This window comes from Mesorhizobium amorphae CCNWGS0123 (assembly GCF_001686985.1).
Lineage (GTDB): Bacteria > Pseudomonadota > Alphaproteobacteria > Rhizobiales > Rhizobiaceae > Mesorhizobium > Mesorhizobium amorphae.
This window is the reverse complement of the sequence record NZ_CP015318.1, coordinates 4,635,458-4,650,036: the sequence shown is the minus strand read 5'-3', so window position 1 is coordinate 4,650,036 and position 14,579 is coordinate 4,635,458. Positions and strand designations below refer to the sequence as shown.

The window sequence follows — 14,579 nt, the reverse complement described above, 5'->3', positions numbered from 1 at the left end:
CTCTCCCAAATATTCACTCAATAGACAGGCGGCGAAACCACCCAGATGACCACCGCCGGCTCGGCGCCGGGATTGCGCCAGCGGAACGGCTTGCCGTCGAAGCGAAACGAATCGCCCTCGGCAAGCCGGTGCCAGACGCCCGATATCTCTATGTCGAAGGTGCCGGACGCGACATAGCCGGCTTCCTCCGTCGGCCGACGCGCCTCGGTCTTCAATTCAGCGCCCGGCGCGAAGACCGAACGCAGCATCTCGAAGCTACCGCCGAGATCGGGCGACAGAAGCTCCTCCACCAGTCCGGAATCGCTTGTGCCAAGCCTGCGCCGGTTGCCGGCGCGCACGACGACGCCGCGCTCTTTTTCAATCGGCACGTCGTGGCTGAAGAACAGACTGACCGGCACGCCGAACAGGTCGGCGAAGGCCCTGAGGTCACCGAGCGAAGGGATCGACAGGCCGCGCTCGACCTGGCTGACCCAGCCGACGGAACGGCCGAGCCTGAGGCCGATCTCGGCCAGAGTCAGCCCGCGCGCCTTGCGCAGCGCGCGGATGTCGCCAGCCAGCAGCCGTTCGCTGCTCTCCTGCTCCGATCTGACGGCGATTGAGGCCAAGCCATTCTCTCGATGAAAAATCCCAGACAAATTTCATGAAAGGCCAGCTCTATGAAAAAATCAAGGGGATTTTCACAAGACCACAAGATTTGCTTGCGCCATTTTGACGGTTCATGCAAAGGCTCGGCCACGAACGGCGGGTGGGGACGTCCGATCGAGGACCAGGGTATTTGGAATTCGCGCATGGGTCCTGTCCGGAAGCCGGTCCCGGTTTCCCAAGGCCATGCGTCAAGGGACGGCCCATGCTGGAAAACAACGCCCGGATTGCCAAGGATGCGGCGATCGTAGACGAGGCGATCACATCACGCCGATCGGTGCGCGCCTTCCTGCCCGAGATGGTCGACGACGAGACGATCCGGGACATTCTCGCCGTTGCGGCGCGGGCGCCTTCGGGCACCAACATGCAGCCTTGGCGGGTCTATGTGACCAAGGGGGAAATCAAGCAGCAGATCACGGACGCCATCCTCAATTCGGGCATCCGCGCCGAGAAGGCCGATTGGGACGAGTATCGCTACTATCCCACCCAGTTCTTCGAGCCCTATCTCACCCGTCGCCGCGCCAACGGTTTCGGCCTCTACGGCGCGCTCGGCATCGGCCGGCGCGAGGTCGACAGGATGCGCGCGCAGCACGACCGCAACTTCGTCTTCTTCGATGCGCCGGTCGGCATGATCTTCACCATCGACCGGCGGCTAAACCAGGGCTCGTGGATCGACTACGGCATGTTCCTGCAGAACATCATGGTGGCGGCGCGGGGCAGGGGCCTGCACACCTGCCCGCAAGCCGCCTTCGCGCCTTATCACCGGCAGATCAGGCCGGTTCTCAACATTCCCGACGAGGAGATCGTCGTCTGCGGCATGGCACTCGGCCATGAGGATACGTCCAAGCCCGAAAACGAGTTCCGCACCGACCGCGTGCCGCTGGAGGAATGGGTGACGTTCAGCGAGTGAGGTGTGCCTCGGCCGGACGGACAGCCACATCACACCTTTCCTGGAATTGCTTTAGTCCACGCTCATTTGCGCGCCATGGCCGCTGACATGGGCGCCGTCCTGCGGCGTCAGCCTGAGATAGGCGAACAGCGCGCACAGCGTGATGACGCCTTCGATCACGAACAGGATGCGGAAGTCGTTGGTCACGGCCGGGCCGCCGCCGGCCAGGAAGGACAGCAACGCGGCCGCCAATCCGACGCTGATCGCCACCGCCAGCTGCCAAAGGATGTAGTAGAGGGCGCTGAAGCGGGCGAGCTGTTCCGGCGCGATGTCGGAATAGGCGAGGTTGCCGGTCGAGGCCCACTGCGCCGAGCGCAAAACACCGAAGGCGAAGATATAGGCAAGCACGATCCATAGGGGTGTGGTCGCCTGGATCAAGGCGAAGCCCGCAACCATCGCGGCAACGATCGGCGTGTTGATGACCAGCACACGGCGGAAGCCGAAGCGGTTGAGCAGGCGCGGCATGAAGACACGCATGATCAGCGATCCGATCGCGGCAATGAAGGTCAGCGATCCCGCCTGCACCGCGCTCATGCCGAAGCCGAGCTGGAACATCAGCGGCAGCAGGAAGACGACGGAGCTAAGACCGATCGTGTCCAGCCCGCCGCCGGTGAGAAAGGAGATGCGGAAGGTGCGGATGCGCAAGAGCTTCAGGTCAAGCAGGGGGTTGCGGGCACGCAGGCAGTAGAAGGAGGCAAGCGTCAGGATGACGATCGCCAGTGCCAGCTCGGCCGCGATCATGCTGCCGGCGGCATCTTTCGCCGCAAGCGAGTCCATGCCGAAGACCAGCAGGACCATGCCGCTGCCGACCAGCAGGAAGCCCGCAAAATCGAACGGCGTGCGCACCGGTTTGGTGACGGTCGGAAACAGCGAGGCGGCAAGGACGGCGGCCGCCAGCGCGAATGGCACGTTGATGAAGAAGATCCAGCGCCACGAAATGTAGGTGGTCAGCGCGCCGCCGACGAGCGGGCCGACCAACGGTCCGGACTGCCCGGCCAGCGAGATATACATGTTGATCTTCAGCGTGCGGCTGCGCGGGAAGGTCGACAGGATAACGACCTGGCCGAGCGTACCCATCAATGCGCCGCCGAAACCTTGCAACGCGCGGGCGCCAACCAGCGTCCAGATGTCGTTGGACAGCCCACAGAGCGCCGATGAAGCGGCGAACACCAGCAAGGCAAAGCAGTAGACGTTGCGCAGGCCGAAGCGGTCGGCGGCCCAGCCGCCGAGCGGCATCGATATGATCAGGCTGGCGACATAGACGGTGATCAGAAGCCCAAGTTGGCTCGGTGGCCGGGAAAGGCTCTCGCCGATGCCGGGCAATGCGGTGACCACGACATTCTGGTCGAGGCTGGTCATGAAGACGCCGCAGGCGACCGTCGCCGGCAATAGCATCGACGCCTCGCCCGCCGGGGCAAAGCGGGTTGTGGCCGTCGCCGAAGTCTCTGCGGTCATGGAAGGATATTGTCGAGCCGGTTGCCTGGACGGGGCATGCCTAGGCATGTGCCCGTGATTCCTATCTATCCTCCCCGCTGGCCCACGGCTCAAGCAGCAGTTGTGCCGGTCGATAGTGCCAAGCGGACAGCCGGCAGAGTTCTATTGCACCTCGTAGCCGACTTCCTCGCTGGCATGGCAGAGCGCCTTCCAGAACGAGCGGGCAAAGGAGCGGAACACATAGATGTCGAACTGGTCCGCGCCGGTGCGCTGGATTTGGGCAAAGACGTCATGATGGGTGGTCGAGCGGCCGGCGCCGACCGGGAAGGCCGGCAAAGCGAAGTCGATGGCGAAGAACTTTGCCAGCACCCATTCGGCCTTCGGGCCGGCGATGCGGATCGCGGTGCGGCCATGCGACAAATCGGTGACGGTGCCGATGTTCGGGGTGATGACACCGGCAAAAGCCGAGGCCAGGCCCTCGGCTTCGTCGACCACGGTGAACTTTCCCGGCGCAAAGCCGAACGCAGCCTTGACGCCGTCGGCGACACCGCCGCCTGCGCCGTCGGGCAGAGCAAGGCCCGCAACCTTGTATATGCTCGACATCAGCCGCTTCTCCTCACCCGGCCATGCCGCGAGCTGCAGGATCGAGCCCGGCCGCGTTTCGGACAGGATGATTTCGACGCCGTGCTCGAAATTGCCATGCGAGCCGGGGTGGAATTCCGGCTCAAGCGGTGATTGGCGCTCAACCATGCATGCGGCTCCCGTCCGGATCGTAGAAATGGTTGGAGACGATCTCGATCGGCCCGAACCGGTTGCGCAGCGGATCGGAGACGAAGGCGCGCGTGCCGTGCCGCGCCTTGCCGCCGCTTACCAGCGCCAGCGCGATGTGCTTGCCGAGCGCCGGCGAGTAGCAGCAGGCGGTGATGTGGCCGATGGAACCGTGCGGATTGGCCTCATCCAGTTCCTCGACGATGTGCGCACCGCCGTTGAGCGGCCGGTTGTCGAGCGAAACCAGGCCGACGAGCTGCAGCCGGTCGGGTGCGATCAGGCCCTCGCGGTCCATCATCGCCGAGCCGATGAAGGTTTTTTTCTTCGACAGCATCCAGTCGAGATGCAGATCGCGCGCCGTGGTGCGGCCGTCGATCTCGGCGCCGGTGACGTGGCCCTTCTCGATGCGCATCGTGCCCAGCGCTTCGAGCCCATAGGTGACCAGCCCGAACGGCTTGCCGGCCTCGATCAGGGCTTCCCAGACATGGGCGCCGTAGCCGGCGCCGGAATAGACCTCGAAGGCCATTTCGCCGGAGAAGGAGAGCCGGCAGATCATGACGGGCACGTCCGCGATCTTGCCGTGCACGATGCCCATGAACGGCAGGGTGGCATTGTCGACGGCCGTACCCTTGACGCAAGCGGCGAGGATTGCCCGCGCCTTCGGCCCGCCGATGGCCGCACCCGCCCATTCGTCGGTGACCGAAGTGACGGTGACCTTCAGCTCCGGCCAGATGACGTCGAGGAAATATTCCAGGTGCTGCATCACCTTGCCGGCATTGGCGGTGGTGGTGGTCATCAGGAAATCTTGTTCGCCGAGCCGCCAGGTGGTGCCGTCGTCGAAGGCCAGCCCGTCCTCGCGCAGCATCAGCCCGTAGCGGGCCTTGCCGACGGCGAGCGTCGAGAACATGTTGGTGTAGACGCGGTCGAGCAATTCGGCCGCGTCCGGCCCTTGCACGGCGATCTTGCCCAGTGTCGAGACGTCGACGATGCCGGCACTGTCGCGGGTCGCCTTGGCTTCGCGCACATAGGCCTGCTCGATCGTCTCGCCGGCAAGGCCGTAGATCATCGGTCGGTACCAGAGGCCGGCCGAGTACATGGTCGCGCCGTTGGCAAGGTGCCAGTCATGCATCGGCGTCAGCCGCTCGGGCTTCAAATCGCCGAAGCGCTCCGCTGCGAGCGAGCCGATCGACACCGCCGAATAGGGCGGGCGGAAGCGCGTGGTGCCGACTTCGGGGATCGGCTTGCCGAGCGCCTCGGCCATGATGGCGAGGCCCGGCACGTTCGAGCTCTTGCCCTGGTCGGTCGCCATGCCGAGCGTGGTGTAGCGCTTCAGGTGCTCGACCGAGACGAAGCCTTCGCGATGCGCAAGGCGCACATCTTCGGCAGTGACGTCATGCTGGAAATCGACGAAGCTTTTTCCCTTCGCCTTGATCTCGAACACCGGCGCCGGATCGGGGTCGCCGGGTGCGGCTTCGACGACCGGCAAGATCGTCGGCGCACCCGTTGCCCCGGCTGCGGAAAGACCGGCGGCGCGGCCCTCGGCGATGGCCTCGGCGGTCGAGAAGCTGCCGGTAAAGGCGCCGGCGCCGACCCATTTCTGCGTCGGCTTCGGCGGCAGGAAGGCCTGGCGCGCGGCGTCCCACTCCGCCCTGGCGCCGGCCTGGCTGGCGAGGTGGATGGTCGGCGACCAGCCGCCCGACATCAACAGGCAGTCGGCATGGATGCTGCGCGCATCGCCGGTCAGCGCGCCGCTCACCATGTCGAAACGCTGCACCTTGAGGCCGGTAAGCGCCTTGCCGCCTTCGGTGGCGACCACGGCATGAGCGGACAGGATCTCGGCCTCGGCATCGGTGGCCAGCTTGCGCATCTCGCTCGACAGGTCCTGGCGAACATCGATGATGGCAACGATCGCAGCGCCCGCCTTCTTCAGCGCCAGCGCCGAGCGATAGGCGCTGTCATTGTTGGTGAACAACGCGATCCTGTCGCCGGGCAAAACGCCGTACTCGTTGGCGTAGCGCTCGGCGGCATGCGCCAGCATGACACAAGGCCGGTCGTTTCCGGGAAACACCAGCGGCCGTTCGAAGGAGCCGGTGGCAAGCACCACCGACTTGGTACGGATCGCCCAGTAGCGATGACGCGGCTCGCCCCTGGCCGGGGCTTCCTTGTGGTCGGTGACCCGTTCCAGTGCTGCCAGCGTGTTGCCGTCGTAATAGCCCCAGACCGTGGTGCGCGGCAGCAGACGGACATTGTCATGGCCTTCGAGCTGGCCGACGGCCCGTGCCGCCCAGTCGGCCGCCGGCGTGCCGTCGATGGTCTCGCCGGACCAGTTGGCCGAGCCGCCGAAATGCGGCTCCAGCTCGCAGAGGATGACGCGCTGGCCTTGGTCGGCGGCGGCTTTTGCCGCCATCAATCCGGCCGGGCCGGAGCCGACGACCAGCACGTCGCAGAAGGCGTTCATGCGCTCATAGCGCTCCGGATCGGCAGCGGTGCCGGCTCTGCCGAGGCCGGCGGCGCGGCGGATGAAGTGCTCGCAGAACATCCAGAAGCGGGTGCCTTTCAGCGGGCCGATCACCGGACCCATGAAGGTCTTGTAGTAGAAGCCGGCCGACAGGATCTTGCCGCCGAGCTGGTTGATGGCGTTGACGTCCCAGGCAAGCGACGGGAAGCGGTTCTGGCTGACGGCCACCAGCCCGTCATAGATCTCGACCATGGTGGCGGCGATGTTCGGTTCGCGAACCTCGCCGCGCAGCACCGTTACCAGTGCGTTCGGCTCCTCGACGCCGGCGGTCAGCACGCCGCGCGGGCGATGGTACTTGAACGAGCGCCCGAACAGCGTGACGCCGTTGGCGAGCAGTGCCGAAGCCAGCGTGTCGCCGGCATAGCCGGTGTAGGGCGTGCCGTCGAAGGTGAAGCGGATGGTGCGCAGCCGGTCGATGCGACCGCCGGTCTCGGTGCGGCGCGGGCTCACGACTTGGTCTCCAGTCTGTGCCGGGCGGCCTTGTGGTCGCCACGTGCGAAGCCGCTGCTCGAGATTTCATGCGTAAGCGTGTTGCGCACGACCCTGAGATGGGCGCGGCAGCCGCCGGAGTGCTGCCAGATCTCGTTGTGGTCGCCGGCCGGGTTCAGCCGGTCGTAGACATAGGCGTTCCAGGCGTCGAGGTCCTGCGAAGAAGGTTGCGGACGCTGGCGGTTGCCGTCACCCTGATAGGTGAATTCGATGACGTCGCGCGGGCCGCAATAGGGGCAGGTGATCAGCATTTTTCTTCTACCTAATGCAGCCGGGGCGTCGCGCCCTGGCCTTTGTCGTCGATGACAAGGCCGCGATAGAAACGGTCGAGCGTGAAGGGCGCGTTGAAGTCGTGCGGCTCGTCCTTGGCGATAGTCCAGGCAAAGCACCAGCCGGAGGCCGGCGTTGCCTTGAAGCCGCCGTAGCACCAGCCGCAGTTGAGATACATGCCCGGCAGCGGCCCGGTGGTGATGATCGGCGAACCGTCCATCGTCATGTCGCAGACGCCGCCCCATGAGCGCAGCATGCGCACGCGGGCGAGACCCGGAAACAGCGCCAGCATCTCGCTCATCACCTCATCGACGATCGGCAGACTGCCGCGCTGGGCGTAGCTGTTGTAGCCATCGAGGTCGCCGCCATAGACGAGGCCGCCCTTGTCCGACTGCGAAATGTAGAAGTGACCCATGCCGAAGGTCAGGATCGTATCGATGATGGGTTTCAGCGATTCGGTCACGAAGGCCTGCAGCACGTGGCTCTCGATCGGCATTTTGTCGATGCCGGCAAGCTGCATGACCCGACCGGTGCTTCCGGCGACCGCAAGCGCCACCTTCTTGGCGCGGATTTCGCCGCGCGTCGTCGACACGCCGGTGATGCGGTCGCCGTTACGCAGGAAGCCGGTGACCTCGCAATTCTCGATGATGTCGACGCCGCGACGGTCGGCGCCACGCGCGTAGCCCCAGGCGACGGCGTCGTGGCGGGCGCTGCCGGCACGCGGCTGCATCAGCCCACCCAAGATCGGGAAGCGCGCCGACCCGGAAACGTCCAGAGCCGGGACCAGCCGTTTGATCTCGGCCACCGTCATCAGTTCGGCATCGACGCCAAGATGGCGCATGGCGTTGCCGCGCCGGGCGTAGTCATCGAACTGGGCCGGCGTATGCGCGAGGTTCAGGCAGCCGCGCTGCGAGAACATGACGTTGTAGTTGAGGTCGTGCGACAGGTTCTCCCACATCTTCATCGAGTGTTCGTAGAAGCGCGTGTTGGACGGCAGGAGGTAGTTGGAGCGCACCGCCGTGGTGTTGCGGCCGACATTGCCGGAGCCGAGCCAGCCCTTTTCCAGCACCGCGACATTGGTGATGCCGTGCTCCTTGGCGAGGTAGTAGGCCGTCGACAACCCGTGACCGCCACCGCCGATGACAATGACATCGTAGGACGCTTTAGGGTCCGGCTTGCGCCAGGCGGGCTTCCAGTCCTTGTTTCCGGTGAAAGCGTTCTTGAGGAGCGAAAGGGCTGAGTATTCGGCCATTCTTTGGAGCCTGTCATGAGCTTCGGATGGGACCGCGTTGCAGCCATCCGTTTGTGCGATGCGGCAGACTATAGAGCAGGCCGCTGCCGCAAAGCCAAGATTACGCCATCGCTTTTCGACTGGCCGACTCCGAAAGCGCGCCGCCCGGGATGGCTTGCCCCATCATATCAGCGTCTTTATCAAGGATGGGTTTTCTGAACCGGCCTTTGCCGCGAGTCGCCAGACCACAGATGTTTTTTCGATTGCTCCGCCTGATCCTGATCCTTGCGCTTGTCGTCGCGGCGCCGCCGTCGTTCGACGCGCTGGCGCAGGCGATCGGCCAGGGCGCGGCCGGTTTGATCACCGACCAGCAGAAGGCCATCCAAGATCTGACCGCCAAGACCGACGGGCTCGAGAAGAAAATCCAGGAGGACGGCGAGGACGACGCCTCGCTGGTGGAAATCCGGCTGCAGCTGGAGGAAATGTCTCGGGCAGCGCTGACCAGCGCGCTCGCCTTCCGTTCAAGGCTCACCGACATCAACAACCGGATCGAGACGCTCGGGCCGCCACCGGCCGCGGGGCAGCCGCAAGAGCCCAACATCGTCACCGGCGAACGCCAGGCGCTGGCCTCGGAAAAGGCCGAGATCAATGCCGTCATCGCGTCTGCGCAGAACCTGTCGATCCGCATCAACGGCCTGATCGACAAGATCGGCAATATGCGCAGCGAGCTGTTTCGCAATCTGCTCACCAAGCGCTACGAATTGTCCGATGCACTGAGCCCGCAGGTCGTTTCCGACGCTCAGGACGAATACGTCAACCTTTACAAGGCTGTGTCGTCCTGGCTGAGCTTTGCCTTCAAGTTCAAGTTCAAGGCGATGCTGGCGGCGACCTTCATAGCGCTGGCGCTAGCAGTGGTGCTGCTGGTCGGCGGCCGCCGCCTGTTCGGGCGTATCTTCGAAGCCGATGCGTCGATCGAGGATCCTTCCTATCTCAGCCGGTTGTCGGTGGCGTTCTGGTCGACATTGCTGCCGACACTGGCCGTCGGCGCCTTCCTCGCTTCGACGGTATTCCTGTTCAATTATTACAACGTCCTGCGCGGCGATATCGGCGTTTTCCTCAACGCGCTGGCTGCCGTCATCGCTGTGGTGTTCTGCGTCAACCGGCTGACCAATGCGGCGCTGGAGCCGCGGCTGCCGAACTGGCGCCTGATACCGGTCGAGACCGGTCCGGCGCGTAGGCTGGTGCGGCTGACAACGGCCATGGCGATTGTCATCGGCGTCAACAATTTCCTGGCGGTGGTCAATGACAAGATGGGCTCGCCGCTGTCGGTTACCATCGTCAGAAGTTTTGTCGCCACGATCATCTTCGGCGTCATCCTGATCCTGATGGCGTTGCTGAAACCGTTCAAGGCGCGCGACGAAAGCTGGCGCCCCTGGCCTGCGTGGCTGCGCTACACTGCCATTGCGCTCGGCCTTTTCACCATTACGGCGGCGCTGCTCGGTTATATCGGCCTGGCCCTTTTCGTCGCGCTGCAGGTCGTGGTCACGGGCACCGTCTTGATCACTGCCTATATCGGCTTCCTGTCGGCGCGGGCGATCGGCGAGGAAGGCGGCTTCGCCGACACCTCGGTCGGGCGCTGGCTTTCGACCAATTCCAGCTATGAGGAAACCGCACTCGACCAACTAGGCCTGGTCGTAAGCATCGCCATCAACGTGATGATCGTGCTGGTGTTCCTGCCGCTGATTCTTTTGATGTGGGGGTTCCAGCCGGGCGACATCCAGGCCTGGGCCTACAAGCTGGCGACCGGCATCACCATCGGTTCGGTGACCATTTCGGTCCTTGGCATCCTCAGCGGCATCGTCGTTTTCGTCATCGGCTACTTCCTGACGCGCTGGTTCCAGGGCTGGCTCGACGGCTCGGTGATGGCGCGCGGCCGGGTCGACACCGGCGTGCGCAATTCGATCCGGCTGGCGGTCGGCTATGCCGGCGTCGCGCTGGCAGCACTCGTCGGCGTCTCGGCGGCGGGCATCGATCTGTCCAACCTGGCGCTGGTTGCCGGTGCGCTTTCCCTCGGTATCGGCTTCGGCTTGCAGAATGTCGTGTCGAACTTCGTTTCGGGCCTGATCCTGCTCGCCGAGCGACCGTTCAAGGTCGGCGACTGGATCGTTGCCGGCGAAATCAGCGGCACCGTCAAGAAGATCAGCGTGCGCGCCACCGAGATCGAGACGTTCCAGCGACAGTCGGTGATCCTGCCCAATTCGAACCTGATCAACAACGCGGTCGGCAATTGGACGCACCGCAACAAGCTCGGCCGAGTCGAAATCAAGGTCGGCGTCGCCTATGGCAGCGACGTCAAACGGGTACACGCCCTCCTGCTCGACATTGCACGCAACCATCCGCTGGTGCTGAAGAACCCGGAGCCCTTCGTGCTGTTCACCAATTTCGGCGCGGCGGCGCTCGAATTCGAGATCCGGGTGTTTCTCGCCGATGTGCTGAACGGCGCCATCGTGCAGAACGACATCCGCTTCACAGTTCTCGATGTTTTCGATAGCGAGCATATCGAGATCCCCTCGACGCCGCGCGCCGAGGTCAAGAAGCACGAGGCATGGCCGATCGACGACGACAAGATCGAGGCCGAGTTCGCTGAGCGCGAGGAGGCGGAAGCCGCAGCCGCGATCGAGCGGGAACGACTGGCGAAGTCGAAGCGCAAGAGCCGCAAGCCCGACCCGGATTAGGTCTCTTGATCCCGGCCCGCGAGCCCGCCTTCTCGTGCCACCAAACCAATTGCGGCATGAATGCGGCATTCAGTTGCGGTTCAGCTTGCAAGTCATATAAGCTCGCATGCAAAGGGCGAGAATGCCTTGCAAAATGCAACCAGAGGCGGTGTTGAAACACCGATATTGCAAAATGTGGAAGTCTGTCGTCGCCGCCATCGCTTTTCTTGCCTTGGACGGTTCGGCTTTCGCCGCCAGCGCGATCAACAAGGACGCCGAGACCCGGACGCTGATCGTGACCGAGGGCGGCGGCAAGACGGAGCTGGCGCTGGCCGCCGGCGAGACCGTGGAATTCTGCCCGAACGGCTGTTTCGTCACCTTGCCCAATGGTGACCTCGAAGCCCTGACCGGCTCCGAAACGGTCGAGATCTCGGGCGGCGTCGCCCGCATCAAGTAAACGTCGGGCAGCATCTCTTGCAAGGCCGGGCAATGCCCGGCCTTTTATTGTTTCCGGTAGGACTTGTTTAACAATGACGCGGGAAATACCGGCGCGCCGCTCGGCCACAACCGGGCGTTTTAACGATCGTTACGTCATCTCCCGCTATATCCGATACGAAGACGCCGAAACAGGGCGCGGGTGTATCTGCGCATGACTCCATCCGAACCGGCATTCGGTGTCATGCGCTTCAGGCAGGGCAGGAAAAATGGACGCGAGGTCGGACAGGAACGCGATCCCGCTTGCGGTCGATCTCGACGGCACGCTGATTGCAACGGACCTTTTGTGGGAAGGTCTGTTCATCCTTCTCAAGAAGAATCCGCTCTATGTTTTCCTGGTGCCGTTCTGGCTCGCCGGCGGCCCGGCACGGCTGAAGCAGGCGATCGCCGACCGCATCGACATCGATCCAGCCTCGCTGCCCTACCGCGAGGTCCTGCTCGAGCGGCTGCGCAAGGAGCATGGCGAAGGCCGCAAGATCGTGCTGGCGACCGGTACGCCACGCAAATTCGCGGAGGCGATCGCAGCCCATCTCGGCATTTTCGATCGCGTGCTGGCGACCGACGGTCCGCACAACATGACGTCGGGCAGGAAGCGCGCCTCGCTCGTTGCCGCCTATGGCGATGGCGGCTTCGACTATGCTGGCAACAGCCGGCACGATGTCAGGGTGTTCGATGCGGCGCGCAGCGCGATCGTCGTGGCGCCAGACCGTCACGCCGCGCGCTGGCAAGCCGCCCATGGCGCCGAGATGGTGCCGACGCCGAAACCGACGCTCAAGACCTTCGTCAAGATGCTGCGTGTGCATCAATGGCTGAAGAACGTGCTGATCGCGGTGCCGATGGTGCTGTCGCACGAATACTTCAACATCGATATGATCTGGGAATGCGCGGTGGCGTTCGTTTCGTTCTGCGCGGTGGCGTCCGCCATCTACATCCTCAACGATTTCTTCGACCTCGCGCTGGACCGCAGGCATCCGACGAAGCGCAACCGACCTTTCGCCAGCGGCGCGCTGTCGATCCCGTTCGGAATGGGCGCGATCCTGGTGCTGCTGTCGATCGGCATCGCCGCCGGCCTGTTCCTGTCGCTTGAGTTCCTTGGCGTGCTCGGCGGCTACATAGTCGTCACGACGGCCTACTCGCTGTCATTCAAACGCATGCTTCTGGTGGACGTGCTGACGCTGGCCGGCCTCTATTCGATTCGCGTTCTGGCGGGTGCGGCGGCGACCGGTGTCGACGTCTCGTTCTGGCTGCTCGCCTTCTCGATCTTCTTCTTCCTGTCGCTGGCGCTGGTGAAGCGTTATGTCGAATTGCGCACCACCGCCATTCCGGCCGGCGAGCGCATTGCCGGTCGTGGCTATCGCACCGAAGACCAGGAGATCGTCGCCCAAGCCGGCATGGCCTCGGCCTTTTCCTCCGCCCTGGTGCTGGCTCTCTATATGGACAGTGTCTCGGTGCGCGAACTCTATCCGCATCCCTGGCTGGTCTGGCCGCTGGCGCCGATCGTGCTGTATCTCACCATGCGCGTCTGGATCCTCGCTCGCCGCGACGAAATGCACGACGATCCTGTCGTCTTCATCATCCGCGACTGGCGCAGCCAGATCGTCGTGCTGATCGGCGCCGCGCTGCTGGTCGCCGGAGGCTGGTAGGGATGACGGCGGAGCGCTTCGGAAGTTTCGGCCGCGCCACGCTGCCGGCGCCGCGCGTGATTGCGGCTAATGACGCCATCGCGCTGCTCAAGGGCCGCGCGGCGAAGAACGGCTCGCTGCTCGGCTATGGCAATGGCCGTTCCTATGGCGATTCCTGCCAGAACGAGGCGGGCTCGGTCGTCGACATGCGGCCGCTGAACCGCATCCGCGCCTTCAATGTCGAGACCGGTGTGCTCGATGCGGATGCCGGCGTGCTTTTGTCCGACATCATCGCCCATGCCGCGCCCTACGGCTTCTTTCCGGCAGTGGTTCCCGGCACCCAGTTCGTGACGCTCGGCGGGGCGATTGCCAATGACGTTCATGGCAAGAACCACCATCGGCGCGGCACGTTCGGCTGCCATGTCGTTTCCTTCACGCTGCTGCGGTCGGACGGGCGCAGCTACCGCTGCTCGGATGCAAGCAATGCAAGGCTGTTCCGGGCGACGATCGGCGGCATGGGGCTGACCGGCCTGATCCTGTCGGCCTCGATCCGGCTGATGCGGGTGCCTTCGCTCGACATCGTCGAGAAGGCGACGCCGTTTCGCGATCTCGGTGAGTTCTTCGACCTGGCGGAAGCCGCCGACCAGGCCAACGAATATGCCGTTGCCTGGATCGACCAGCTTGCCGCCAGCCATGGTCGCGGGCGCGGCCTTTTGTTCACCGGCAACCATGCCGAGCATGGCTCCCACAAGGCCTCTCGCGCCGGCGGGCGCCTTTCGGTGCCGTTCCAGCCGCCGTTCAATGTTCTCAACCGGCCGTTCCTGACCGCCTTCAACGCCGCCTATCGCTGGAAGAAGGGCCGCTCGCCGGCGCCGCGCCAGGTCGGCTACCAGGGTTTTTTCTTTCCGCTCGACGGCGTCGGAGACTGGAACCGGCTTTATGGTCCGAAGGGGCTTTTCCAGCACCAGAGCGTGGTGCCGGAAGATGCTGCCCGCCGCGCCGTGCCGGCGCTGCTGGAGGCGGCGAGACGGGCCGGGCAGGGGTCTTTCCTCACCGTGCTCAAGCGCTTCGGCACCGTCCGCTCGCCGGCGCTGCTGTCGTTCCCTCGACCGGGCTTTACGCTGACGCTGGATTTCCCCAACCGGGGTGAAAAGACGCTGGCGTTGCTCAGGGAACTCGACCGTATCACCGTCGAGGCGGGTGGCGCGGTCAATCCTTACAAGGACGCCCGCATGGGCGCCGAAACGTTCGCGGCATCTTTTCCGGAATGGCAGCGGCTGGAAGCGCTTCGCGACCCTGCCTTCATGTCTGACTTCTGGGCGCGGACGGCGAAGAAACTGGATGTGCGGCGAGGAACGGTCGAGGCTGCGGAATAGATAGAACTTGAATAAATCTTGGTAAATCAAACGTAAATATCGAGGTTTACTCAGAACTTTCTTGTGACTTC

11 protein-coding genes are annotated in these 14,579 nt (G+C 64.2%); 5 read left to right on the top strand and 6 right to left on the bottom strand.

Going from position 1 to position 14,579, the window contains the following annotated elements; translation table 11 throughout:
- Window positions 1-17: 17 nt before the first annotated feature.
- Window positions 18-605 carry a helix-turn-helix domain-containing protein gene (locus tag A6B35_RS21980; RefSeq protein ID WP_006203299.1) on the bottom strand — a complete coding sequence of 196 codons (588 nt, stop codon included), beginning with the start codon at window positions 603-605 and terminating at the stop codon, window positions 18-20.
- A gap of 242 nt (window positions 606-847) precedes the next feature.
- Here A6B35_RS21980 and A6B35_RS21975 point away from each other — a divergent pair, with 242 nt between their 5' ends.
- Entirely contained in the window at window positions 848-1,552 is a 705-nt protein-coding gene (locus A6B35_RS21975) for a nitroreductase (protein WP_006203300.1), read from the top strand.
- Between the two features lie 51 nt (window positions 1,553-1,603).
- Here the strand turns inward: A6B35_RS21975 and A6B35_RS21970 are convergent, their stop codons facing one another.
- From A6B35_RS21970 to A6B35_RS21950, 5 genes are all read right to left on the bottom strand, one after another.
- Window positions 1,604-3,046 (bottom strand): MFS transporter, encoded by a 1,443-nt coding sequence (locus tag A6B35_RS21970; RefSeq protein WP_006203301.1) that lies wholly within the window; start codon window positions 3,044-3,046, stop codon window positions 1,604-1,606.
- Between the two features lie 141 nt (window positions 3,047-3,187).
- Complete coding sequence (gene soxG / locus A6B35_RS21965) at window positions 3,188-3,775, bottom strand: sarcosine oxidase subunit gamma family protein (protein WP_006203302.1); 588 nt, start codon at window positions 3,773-3,775, stop codon at window positions 3,188-3,190.
- Entirely contained in the window at window positions 3,768-6,761 is a 2,994-nt protein-coding gene (locus A6B35_RS21960) for a sarcosine oxidase subunit alpha (protein WP_006203303.1), read from the bottom strand. The genes soxG and A6B35_RS21960 overlap by 8 nt, the downstream gene beginning before the upstream one ends.
- Window positions 6,758-7,051, bottom strand: a complete 294-nt coding sequence (locus tag A6B35_RS21955) for a sarcosine oxidase subunit delta (protein ID WP_006203304.1) — start codon at window positions 7,049-7,051, stop codon at window positions 6,758-6,760. The genes A6B35_RS21960 and A6B35_RS21955 overlap by 4 nt, the downstream gene beginning before the upstream one ends.
- Window positions 7,052-7,062: 11 nt before the next feature.
- Window positions 7,063-8,322, bottom strand: coding sequence for a sarcosine oxidase subunit beta (locus tag A6B35_RS21950; RefSeq protein ID WP_006203305.1), 1,260 nt, complete (start codon window positions 8,320-8,322; stop codon window positions 7,063-7,065).
- 230 nt (window positions 8,323-8,552) lie between these two features.
- On the opposite strand from A6B35_RS21950, the gene A6B35_RS21945 reads away from it, so the two are divergent.
- The 4 genes from A6B35_RS21945 to A6B35_RS21930 all read left to right on the top strand — a co-directional run bounded on the left by A6B35_RS21945 (window position 8,553) and on the right by A6B35_RS21930 (window position 14,508).
- On the top strand, window positions 8,553-11,036 hold the full coding sequence (locus tag A6B35_RS21945) for a mechanosensitive ion channel family protein (protein ID WP_006203306.1): 2,484 nt from the start codon (window positions 8,553-8,555) through the stop codon (window positions 11,034-11,036).
- Window positions 11,037-11,208: 172 nt separating this feature from the next.
- On the top strand, window positions 11,209-11,472 hold the full coding sequence (locus A6B35_RS21940; RefSeq protein WP_006203307.1) for a hypothetical protein: 264 nt from the start codon (window positions 11,209-11,211) through the stop codon (window positions 11,470-11,472).
- 247 nt (window positions 11,473-11,719) lie between these two features.
- On the top strand, window positions 11,720-13,153 hold the full coding sequence (locus A6B35_RS21935) for a UbiA family prenyltransferase (protein ID WP_006203308.1): 1,434 nt from the start codon (window positions 11,720-11,722) through the stop codon (window positions 13,151-13,153).
- Window positions 13,154-13,155: 2 nt separating this feature from the next.
- Entirely contained in the window at window positions 13,156-14,508 is a 1,353-nt protein-coding gene (locus A6B35_RS21930) for an FAD-binding oxidoreductase (protein ID WP_006203311.1), read from the top strand.
- Window positions 14,509-14,579 lie beyond the last annotated feature (71 nt).